This window comes from Streptomyces sp. NPDC051211 (assembly GCF_040689505.1).
Taxonomy (GTDB): domain Bacteria; phylum Actinomycetota; class Actinomycetes; order Streptomycetales; family Streptomycetaceae; genus Streptomyces.
Map to the genome: position 1 here is coordinate 104,350 of NZ_JBFBAV010000022.1, position 9,681 is coordinate 114,030.

Here is a 9,681-nt window from a genome sequence, read left to right on the forward strand (position 1 = left end):
TCAGGGGAGAGCTCGGGTCCACCGGACCATGACCCGCGGTAATGGGTTTGGGTGACCTCGTTTCATCACATCGGGTGAAACTCTGGCCCTTGCTTGCGGCGTACAACCGTCGGTTGCCAGGCTGTAGCTGTCTGTCAACCTGATGGGAGTGGCCAGTGACTTTCGGTGAGCAGCCGGCCTATCTGCGCGTCGCCGGGGATCTGCGGCGGAAGATCGTCGATGGGTCCCTGCCCCCGCATGCCCGGCTGCCCTCGCAGGCGCGGATCCGGGAGGAGTACGGAGTCTCCGACACGGTCGCGCTGGAGGCCCGCAAGGTCCTGATGGCCGAGGGCCTGGTCGAAGGCCGGTCCGGCTCCGGCACGTACGTGCGCGAGCAGCCCGTGCCGCGCCGGGTGTCCCGCTCCGGGTACCGCTCCTCCGCCGGCTCGACCCCCTTCCGCCAGGAGCAGGCCGAGGCCGGCGCGCGCGGCACCTGGGACTCCAGCAGCGAGCAGACCGGAGCCCCCGCCGAGATCGCCGAGCGGCTCGGCATCGCGGCCGGCGACCGGGTGATGCGGACCCGCTACGTCTTCCGGGACGCGGGCGAGGCCATGATGCTGTCCACCTCCTGGGAGCCCCTCGCGGTGACCGGCCGCACCCCGGTGATGCTTCCCGAGGAGGGCCCGCTCGGCGGCTGCGGGGTGGTCGACCGGATGGCCGCGATCGACGTCGTCGTGGACAACGTGGTGGAAGACGTCGGCGCGCGCCCCGGCCTGGCCGAGGAGCTGCTCTCCCTCGGCGGGGTCCCCGGCCATGTGGTCCTGGTCATCGGGCGGACGTACTACGCCTCCGGTCGCGCCGTCGAGACGGCGGACGTGGTCGTCCCCGCGGACCGCTACCGGCTCTCGTACCACCTCCCGGTCCGCTAGGGGGTGTCCTGCCGATCCGGCCGGGCTCGCGGCCTGATCGGCAGGGTACCCGCTGGGCCCGGTCGCGGGCCGCCGCCGGGGCACCCCCTGGCCCGGTCGCGGGCCGCCGCCGGCCATCCCCGCGAGGCCCGGCTCAACTCTCCTTGCCCAGTGGGTCGTTCGCGCCGCACGCTCCGGCGCGCACGGCCCACTCGTACGCATGGCCGGATGCGTACGCCTGTGAGGTATCTCTTGGTGAAAACACGTATCCGCTGAGTAAAGGTCGGGCGTAAGCTCAGGCATATGCGCAATGCGGTTTCCTGGGCAGGTACGTCGGCGGAGGGTGAAGCGCGATGAACGACAGCGGTGCCCTGCTCCCGTGGCTGGTCATACGGCAGGACGACAACGGCAACCGCTACCGGGTGGGCCGTTACGCCACCCGGGCCGAGGCCCAGAAGGTCGTCGACAGTCTCGACGACCGCGGACACAAGCAGCTGTACTGGGTCGAGCGGATCGGACAGACCGCCACCGCGAACTGAGCACGCCAACGGGACGGCACGCCCCGTGAACTAGGCTCCGCCCATGACTGTACGAGTGGTCGTGGGCGGAGCCCTTTGTCGTGACGGGCGCCTGCTGGCCGCCCGGCGCAGTGCCCCGCCGGAGCTGGCGGGCCGCTGGGAACTGCCCGGCGGCAAGGCCGAACCCGGCGAGAGCGGCCCCCAGGCGCTGGTGCGCGAACTGCGCGAGGAGCTCGGCGTGGAGACCGAGCCGCTGGAGCGGATCCCGGGGGAGTGGGACCTCAGGCCCGGACTGGTCCTGCACGTGTGGACCGCCCGGCTGCTCTCCGGCGAGCCCGAACCGCTGGAGGACCACGACGAGCTGCGCTGGCTCGACCCGGCGGAACTCGACTCGGTCGACTGGCTCGACCAGGACCGCCCGGCGGTCGCCGAGGTCGGCCGCCGGCTGCGCGCCGCCACGGCCGGGGGGTCCCCCCGGACCGGGTCCGGAGGAGTTCGGGGGCGCATGAGGGGCACGGTGTAGGCCGTACGTGCCACAGTGCGCCGGTGGGCGAGCCCCCGGGCGGTACGACGCCCCGATATCGGGTATGTCGTTATTAATCCCTATCTCGTCCCTGAAGAACCGCACTGGGGTCTGTTGCCGACCCGGGAAGTGATCGGCGTGATCGAGACAGACGGTGACTGCGCCGAATGGGCCTTTCCCGCCGAACCGGGTGCCGTCCGCACCGCCCGCCACGCGGTGCTCGGCAAGCTCCGATCCTGGGGTCTGGATGCCATCTGCGACGTGACCGTCCTGCTGGTCAGCGAGCTGGTCACCAATTCCCTCCGATACGCGTCCGGCCCCATCGGCGTCCGGCTGGTACGGCAGGATCCGGCCACCGAAGCGCGCGCCGGCCGCCCCGCGCTGCTCGTGGAAGTTTCCGATCCGCTTCCGGATCCGCCCCGCGAGCGGACCGCCACGCCCGACGACGAGGGCGGCCGCGGACTCCATCTGGTGGCGGTCTCGGCACAGCGCTGGGGGACCCGGCACGGGAAGACGGGCAAGACAGTGTGGTTCGAGTTGGCTCTTCCTGGTGAGTAACAAGATGAAGGGCGGCTGACGATCACAAGGCCTGGCTCAAAACGACCGAGACCTTGCTGTGATCGTGAACGCCGTGCCAGCCGTGCCCGTGGTGCTGAATACTTCGGTCATGGCCGGTCCGGTTGCGGTGAGCTGGAGGGGACGGTCGCGTGAGCGAAATACCTGCGCAGGCACATCAGGCCCGAGTGCCCCGCGAGACTTGGCACGACTCGCTGTGGCACAGCAGTCCACCTGGCTCGATCTATGACTACATCAAGGTCGCGTCCTTCTCGATCGGCCCCGACGGGCTCATCGACCAGTGGAGCCTGCGCGCCGAGGAACTCTTCGGCCTGACCGCAGCCCAGGCCGTGGGCCGCGACCCGGTCGACGCCTTCATGCCCCCCGAGCTGCGCGAGGGCGGCCACCGCAAGGTGGCCGAGATCCTCGACGGCAAGGAATGGACGGGCCTCATCCCCTTCCGCATCCCCGGCGGGAACGGCGCACACGGCGTGGCCGAGATCTATGTGATGCCCACCGAAACCGAGACCGCCGAACGGGCCGCGCTCTGCGTCGTCGTCGACGTACGCGCGCTGCGCCGGATCGAATCCGATCTCGCGGCCTCGCAGGCGATATTCGGTCAATCTCCCTTCGGGTTCCTGCTCTTCGGTACGGACCTCACCGTGCAGCGCGCCAACCGCCGCTTCGCCACCGTCTTCGGCGGGGCCGTCGAGGAGCACCGCGGCCGCACCGTCCACGACTACCTGCCCCCGCGCGAAGCCGACCGGATGGCCGCCGCGCTCCGGCGCGTCCTGGAAACCGGCGAAGCCGTCACCGACCTCCAGATCTCCGGCGCCGCCCCCGGCAGCCGCGAGAAGCGGCACTGGTCCATCAACCTCTACCGGGTGCACGGCGGCTCCGGCCTGCCCATCGGCGTCGCCGGACTCGGCACCGACGTCACCCGCCGCCACCTCGCCGCCCGCGAAGCCGCCGGCGTCCGCCGCAACCTCGCCCTCCTCAACGAGGCCGGCCACCGCATCGGCAACTCCCTCGACCTGGAGACCACCGCCCGCGAACTCCTCGACGTCACCGTCCCCGGCTTCTGCGACCTCGCCTCCGTCGACCTCTACCAGGGGCTGCTGCTCGGCGACGACGACCGCCCCGCCCGCCCCCAGGGCCCCGGCGTCCCCAGCCTCCCCGGCCGCGGCTCCGGCCGCGCCCCCTCCGCCCCCCTGCGCCGGGTCGCCTTCGCCAGCGCCGTCTCCGACGCCCCCCTCTCCGGCACCCCCTTCTCCGGCCCGCCCGTCGCCGTCGGCGAGATCCACCGCTACCCCGCCGCCTCGCCCGGCGCCCTCGCCCTGCGCACCGCCCGCCCCCGGCTCCTCGAGAGCGGCGACCCCAACGTCACGACCCTCGTCCAGTCCACCCTCGTCGTCCCGCTCGTCGCCCACGACACCGTCGTCGGCCTCGCCCAGTTCTCCCGCACCAAGGGCAGCGAACCCTTCGGCGAACGCGACCGGGCCGTCGCCGTGGAGCTCGCCGCGCGGGCCGCCGTATGCATCGACAACGCCCGCCTCTACCGGCGCGAACACGAACGCGCCCTGATACTGCAGCGCAGCCTGCTGCCGCCCGGCGACCCGGAAGCCGCCGGCCTGGACATCGCCTGCCGCTACCTGCCCGGCAACGCGGCCACCGAGGTCGGCGGCGACTGGTTCGACGTCATAGAACTCCCCGGCCACCGCACCGCCCTCGTCGTCGGCGACGTCATGGGCCGCGGCCTGCGCGCCGCCGTCGCCATGGGCGAACTCCGCACCGCCGTCCGCACCCTGGCCCTGCTCGACCTCGAACCGGCCGAGGTCCTCTCCGCCCTCGACGAGGTCGCCCGCGGCCTCGGCGCCCCCGGCGGCAGCCAGCAGGCCTCCCGCGCCGCCCTGCACTCCCGGGACGCCGACCTCTCCGAGGTCTACCTCGCCACCTGCGTGTACGCCGTCTACGACCCGGTGACCCGGCGCTGCACCATCGCCAACGCCGGCCACATGCCACCGGTCCTGGTGGAACCCGGCGAACCCGGCAGCGCCCCCCGGCCCGGCCTGCTGCTCGAAGTCCCGCCCGGCATGCCGCTCGGCGTCGGCGGCGAACCCTTCGAGGAGGTCGAAGTGGAACTCCCCGAAGGCGCCCTGCTCGCCCTCTACACCGACGGCCTCGTCGAATCCCGCGACCACCCGCTGGAAGAAGGCCTGCGCGGACTCCGCGAAGCCCTCGCCGACCCCGTCCGCCCCCTGGAGGACGTCTGCGACCACGTCCTGGCCACCCTCGACACCCGGCACGGCGAGGACGACATCGCCCTCCTCATGGCCCGGGTGCAGGGCCTGCCGACCGACGCGGTCGGCGACTGGCAGCTGCCCCGCGAAGCCCGCTCGGTGGGCCGCGCCCGGGAACTCGCCCGGGCCAAACTCCCCGCCTGGGGCCTGGAAGGACTCCTCGACACCACCGAACTGCTCGTCAGCGAGCTGGTCACGAACGCCCTCCGCTACGGCGAGGGCGAGATCCGGCTCCGCCTGCTCCTCGACCGGACCCTGGTCTGCGAAGTGTGGGACGGCAACCTGGCCCAGCCGCGCCGCCGCCGCGCCCGCGACACCGACGAGGGCGGCCGCGGCCTCCAGCTGGTCGGCCTGCTCTCCGCCGGCTGGGGCACCCGGCGCACCCACCGCGGCAAAACCGTCTGGTTCGAACTGCCCCTGCCGGGCGCCACGGCCGAACCGGTCACCGAACTCTCGGCGGAGCAGCTGCTGAACATGTACGGGTGAACAAAGCGGGGCCGGCGGCGGCCGGTTTGCCCGCAGGGCAAACCAGCCCCGCCGGCGATTGAGGCGCGGGGTCCTCGGCGGAACCCCGCAACGTCCCCGCAGCCGGACTACGCCGCGCGCCCGGACTTGAGCGCGGCCAAGCGCGCCTCGACCTCCGAGGCCCGCCCGAGATCGTCCAGCGACTCGAACTGCGCGTCCAGCGAGGACGCCGCCAGCTCCTGCTTCCCCAGCGCCCGCGCCTCCTCCCGCCGGACCTTGTCCTCGAACCGGTTCAGCTCACTCGTCGGGTCCATCACGTCGATGCTCTTGACCGCGTCCATCATCGTGTTCTGCGCCTGCGCCGTCTTCGCACGCGCCACCAGCTCGTCCCGCTTCGCCTGCAACTCGGACAGCTTGGTCTTCATCGAGTCCAGGCCGGCCTTCAGCTTGTCCACGACCTCCGTCTGCGCGGCGATCGTCGGCTCCGCCGTCCCCGCCTCCTTCTCCGACTGGAGCTGCCGGCCCAGCGCCACCTTCGCCAGGTTGTCGAACCTGTCCGCGTCCGCCGTCGAGCCGGAGGAGCGGAGCTCGTCCGCCTTCCTGCTCGCGGCCAGCGCCTTGCCACCCCACTCCGACGCCGCCTGCACGTCCTCCGCGTGATCCTGCTCCAGCAGCCGCAGATTGCCGATCGTCGTCGCGACCGCCTGCTCCGCCTCCGAGATGTTGTTCGAGTAGTCGCGGATCAGCTGGTCCAGCATCTTCTGCGGATCCTCCGCCTGGTCCAGCAGCGCGTTGATGTTGGCCTTGGCGAGCTGGGTGACCCGGCCGAGAATGCTCTGCTTGCTCATGTGTTCGGTCTCCTTGTGCGATGAGTCAGAAACGGCCGCCGCCGCCCATCCGGCCACGCGTGCCCCCGCCCCCGAAGGACCCCGGCCCGCGACCGAAGCCGCCACCCCCGCCCATGCCGCCGCCCCCGAAACCCCCGCCGAAACCCCCGCCGAAGCCGCCGCCCATGCCGCGGCCCGCCCCGCCGAGGATCTCGCCGAGGATGATCCCGCCCAGCACCGCGCCGCTCATCCCGCCCCCGCCGCGCTGCCCGCCGTACGGATTCCGGTAGCCCTGTACGTCCTGCTCCGCCAGCTGCTGGGCCTGCCGGGCCAGCGCATCCGCCTGCTGCGCCTCCGCCAGCGCGCCCGCCGCGTCCGTCCCGGCCAACGCCGTGGAACGCTCCAGATGCCGCTGCGCCTCGGCGAGCCGCGTCCGCGCCTGGCTGCCCACCGCACCCCGGCTGGTGGTGATGTAGTCCGTGGCCGCGCCGATCGCACTGCGTGCCCCGAACAGCGCCCGGTCCAGCAGGGTCCGGGCCCGCTGATGCGCCGTCTCCCGCTCGCGGGCCCCGGCCAGCGCCTCGTCCAGGGCCGCGTCCGCCTCCTCCACCCGCCGCAGCGCGTCGATCGGGTCGTACCGGCCGCCCTCCCGCTCCTGCCGTACGTCGGCCAGCACCGCCTCGGCCCGCCCGATCCGGCCCCGCAGATCGGCCGTGGACACCCCCTCCGGCGTACCGGTGAGCAGACCGCGGGCATCGGCGAGGTCCGTCTCCGTCTCCGTCAGCGCACCGTCGAGCTTGCCGGCGGCCTCCGCCAGCTCCTGCGCCCGCCGCTCCACCGCGTCCACCAGAGTGGCCGCCTGGTCGACCGCACCCTCCGCCGCCCGCACGTGCACCGCGGCCCGGCCGTTGTCGCCCGCATCCAGCGCGGCGCGCGCCTCGCCCAGGCTGGCGGTGGCGAACAGCATCCGGTCCTCGGCCTGCCCGGCGTTGGACGCGACCGGCCCGGACGCCGAATCCGCGTACCTCTGGGCCAGCGCGGTGAGCGTCGCCTCCGCCGTCGCGGTCCGGCCCGTCAGCGCCCGGAGGTGTGCCTCGACCGTCGCCAGGGCCTGCGGGGCGTTCCGCTCCAGCGCCCGCAGCCGGTCGAAGTCCGCGGCCTCCGCATCGAGGCGCCGGTTGGCCTCCGTACACCGGGCCACGATCTCGTCGAGCATCCGCCGGCGGGTCGCATCGTCCTCCGGATAGGCGTCGTCGAGCTGCTGGCGCAGCCGGAAGGCATGGGTCAGCTCGTCCTTGGCGTGGACCACGGCCTCCTCGAACGGCTTGACGGCCTCCTCGCCGAACTGGGCCGACGCGAAGCCCAGCTCCTCGGTGCTGGTGCGGACCGCATCGTCCGTCTCCACCAGCAGCGACTTGGCCTTCGCATCCAGCTCGGGCAGCGGCAGGCCGCCCGCGGCCTGCTCCCCCCAGCCGGCCGTGGCCGGGCCGCCGCCGGCCCGGCCCTTGCGGCGCTTGCTGCGGGTGTACGCGTACGCGGCCAGTGCGCCGGCCGCGCCGACCGCGACCACCGGCAGCACGAAGTCGCCGGCACCGCTCTCCCCGCCGGCCCCGTCGCCGCCGGGATCCGCCGGGCCGGGGGTGATGGTGGGCACGGGCACCGGCTGCCCGCCGAGCACGGCGTTGTAGCCGTTCGCCGCACCGATGGCGGCGCCCGCCCAGTCGTTCTGCTTCAGGGCCGGCTCGATGGCGGTCTGCGCGACCGAGGCCAGCTGCTCCTGGGTGAAACCGGAGTCGACGTCGGCGGAATAGGCGTACTGGCGGGCCCCGGTCGCGACGGCGAGGAGCACGTCGTTCTGCCCGAGACCGTTGCGCTGGGCGGTGGCGTCGGCCCAGCTCTGGGCGGAACGCTCGGAGAAATCCCGTACGTAGACGACGAACAGCTGGATCCGCCGGTCGGCGTACAGCGTGTCGAGGGCGGCGGCGACGGCACCCTTCCGGTCGCCGATGGCCCCGACCCGGTCGGTGATCTGGCCCTGCCGGTCCAGGGTGACGGGGTCGTCGGCCCGCGCCTCCGGCGCGACCGGCGCGACCCAGACCGCGCACGTCAGGAGGGCGGCGACGAGGGCGAGCAGGGGGCGGACCGCCATCGGGGGGAGGGCGCGTCGCTTCGGCGGGGTCACATTTGGGAGGGTATGAGCGGTTCACCGGGCCCGCACCCCGGGGTGATCACGGTGACCCCGGTGACCCCGGTGACCCCGGTGATCACGGTGACCCCGGTGATCACGATGCGTGACCGAGGTCGGGGGCCCTCGTTTGCAGGACATGAAGAAGATCATGTCTGCGGCCGCCCTCACCGTGGCCGCCCTTGCCCTCGCCACCCCCGCGCAGGCACACACGCACGACGGCGCCGACACCACGGCCGGCACGACGGCCACCGCGGCCGACGCGGTCGACCTGAGCTCGGCGCTCGTCGACGAAACCTTCGCGGACGTCCGCCAGAACCACATCCCGGCGGAGGCCCCGGGCGAATTCCTCCCGACGGAATCGGAAACCGCCGACCTGGCCTACCTGGCCTCCCTCTCCGACATCCACGGCTGACCCGCCTCCTCCGGACCCGCACCGGCCGCGTGCCCTGCCCGCTTCTTCGGGTGAAGCGGGCAGGGCACGCGTGTGTCTGCCGCCGTTGGGGGGTGTGGCCTGGCGGTGTTGAGGTTGCCTGGCGGGGCGTTGGGGCGCATGGCGCGGGCGGGCTTCTTTGTCCCCTGCTCGGGGTCGGGGCGGGGCGGGGGTGTGCCACCCCGCCCTTGGGGGTTGTGGCCCGGCGGAGTTGAGATGTCTGGCTGGGCTTTGGGGGCGCGCGGCGTGGGCGGGCTTCTTTGCCCCCCGCTCGGGGCCGGGCCCGGGCGGGGTGTGCCACCCGCCCCCCTGGGGGCTTCGTCCAGACGGGAGTCCGGACGCGGGCCGGGTCTGGCTGCGGGGCGCATGGCGCGGCCCGCTGGCCGGCTGGGCGGTACCGCCCACCCCCCGCCCGGGGCGGAGCCGCACTTTCCCCGTCGGCGGGGGTTGGTTGCTGGGCCGGGCCGTTGCCTCGCTCTCGAGCCTCGGCGCGGGTCGGCTGCCGGGCCGGGCCGTGGCCCCGCTCTCCAGCCCCGGCGGCGTTTGAGGCGCGGGGGCTGGGGCGGAGTGCCGCTTTGGCCTCGCCGGGGTGGTTTGCGGGGGTCGGGGCGTGGCCCTGCTTTCAGCCTCGCCGGCGTTTGAGGCGCGGGTCCGGGCAGCGCCCGGTTTCGGGAAGGGGCGGGGTGGGGGAAGGCTCCGCGCAGCGGCCCACCGGGCCGCGACCCCGCTCGACTGTTGGGCGAAGTCGGGTGGGGCGTGCCCTGCTGGGCCGGGCCGGGCCTGTTGGGCGGGGCTACAGGGTGCCGGGGCTTCGCCTGGACGGAATCGAAGGAGCAGGCGGGGGGCCTTCCCGGCAGTCCCAGTGTCGTTCCGTGTCCGTCCGGCCTGTCAAGGGCGCTCCTTCGTCGCGTCGCTTCGCGATGTCGCTGCGCTCCACCCTTGACGGCACCCACCGCACCCACGGTGCTCGGGGAGGCGCTCATCGGGC

General features: G+C 73.5%; 8 protein-coding genes. 6 read left to right on the forward strand and 2 right to left on the reverse strand.

Going from position 1 to position 9,681, the window contains the following annotated elements; genetic code table 11:
- The first annotated feature begins 155 nt into the window (after window positions 1-155).
- The 5 genes from AB0447_RS22010 to AB0447_RS22030 all read left to right on the forward strand — a co-directional run bounded on the left by AB0447_RS22010 (window position 156) and on the right by AB0447_RS22030 (window position 5,269).
- Window positions 156-908 (forward strand): GntR family transcriptional regulator, encoded by a 753-nt coding sequence (locus AB0447_RS22010; RefSeq protein WP_366478399.1) that lies wholly within the window; start codon window positions 156-158, stop codon window positions 906-908.
- Window positions 909-1,240: 332 nt separating this feature from the next.
- Entirely contained in the window at window positions 1,241-1,426 is a 186-nt protein-coding gene (locus tag AB0447_RS22015) for an SPOR domain-containing protein (RefSeq protein WP_150209540.1), read from the forward strand.
- Between the two features lie 43 nt (window positions 1,427-1,469).
- Window positions 1,470-1,928, forward strand: a complete 459-nt coding sequence (locus AB0447_RS22020; protein WP_366478400.1) for a (deoxy)nucleoside triphosphate pyrophosphohydrolase — start codon at window positions 1,470-1,472, stop codon at window positions 1,926-1,928.
- Window positions 1,929-2,057: 129 nt separating this feature from the next.
- Window positions 2,058-2,486, forward strand: a complete 429-nt coding sequence (locus tag AB0447_RS22025; RefSeq protein WP_366478408.1) for an ATP-binding protein — start codon at window positions 2,058-2,060, stop codon at window positions 2,484-2,486.
- A gap of 212 nt (window positions 2,487-2,698) precedes the next feature.
- Entirely contained in the window at window positions 2,699-5,269 is a 2,571-nt protein-coding gene (locus tag AB0447_RS22030; protein ID WP_366478409.1) for a SpoIIE family protein phosphatase, read from the forward strand.
- A 107-nt stretch (window positions 5,270-5,376) separates the two neighbouring features.
- Here AB0447_RS22030 and AB0447_RS22035 read toward each other — a convergent pair whose 3' ends face one another.
- Window positions 5,377-6,096, reverse strand: coding sequence for a PspA/IM30 family protein (locus tag AB0447_RS22035; RefSeq protein ID WP_366478401.1), 720 nt, complete (start codon window positions 6,094-6,096; stop codon window positions 5,377-5,379).
- 25 nt (window positions 6,097-6,121) lie between these two features.
- On the reverse strand, window positions 6,122-8,224 hold the full coding sequence (locus AB0447_RS22040) for a TPM domain-containing protein (RefSeq protein ID WP_366478410.1): 2,103 nt from the start codon (window positions 8,222-8,224) through the stop codon (window positions 6,122-6,124).
- Window positions 8,225-8,399: 175 nt separating this feature from the next.
- On the opposite strand from AB0447_RS22040, the gene AB0447_RS22045 reads away from it, so the two are divergent.
- Window positions 8,400-8,675: a hypothetical protein gene (locus tag AB0447_RS22045; protein WP_366478402.1), complete on the forward strand. Its 276-nt coding sequence runs from the start codon at window positions 8,400-8,402 to the stop codon at window positions 8,673-8,675.
- The last annotated feature ends 1,006 nt before the right edge of the window (window positions 8,676-9,681 follow it).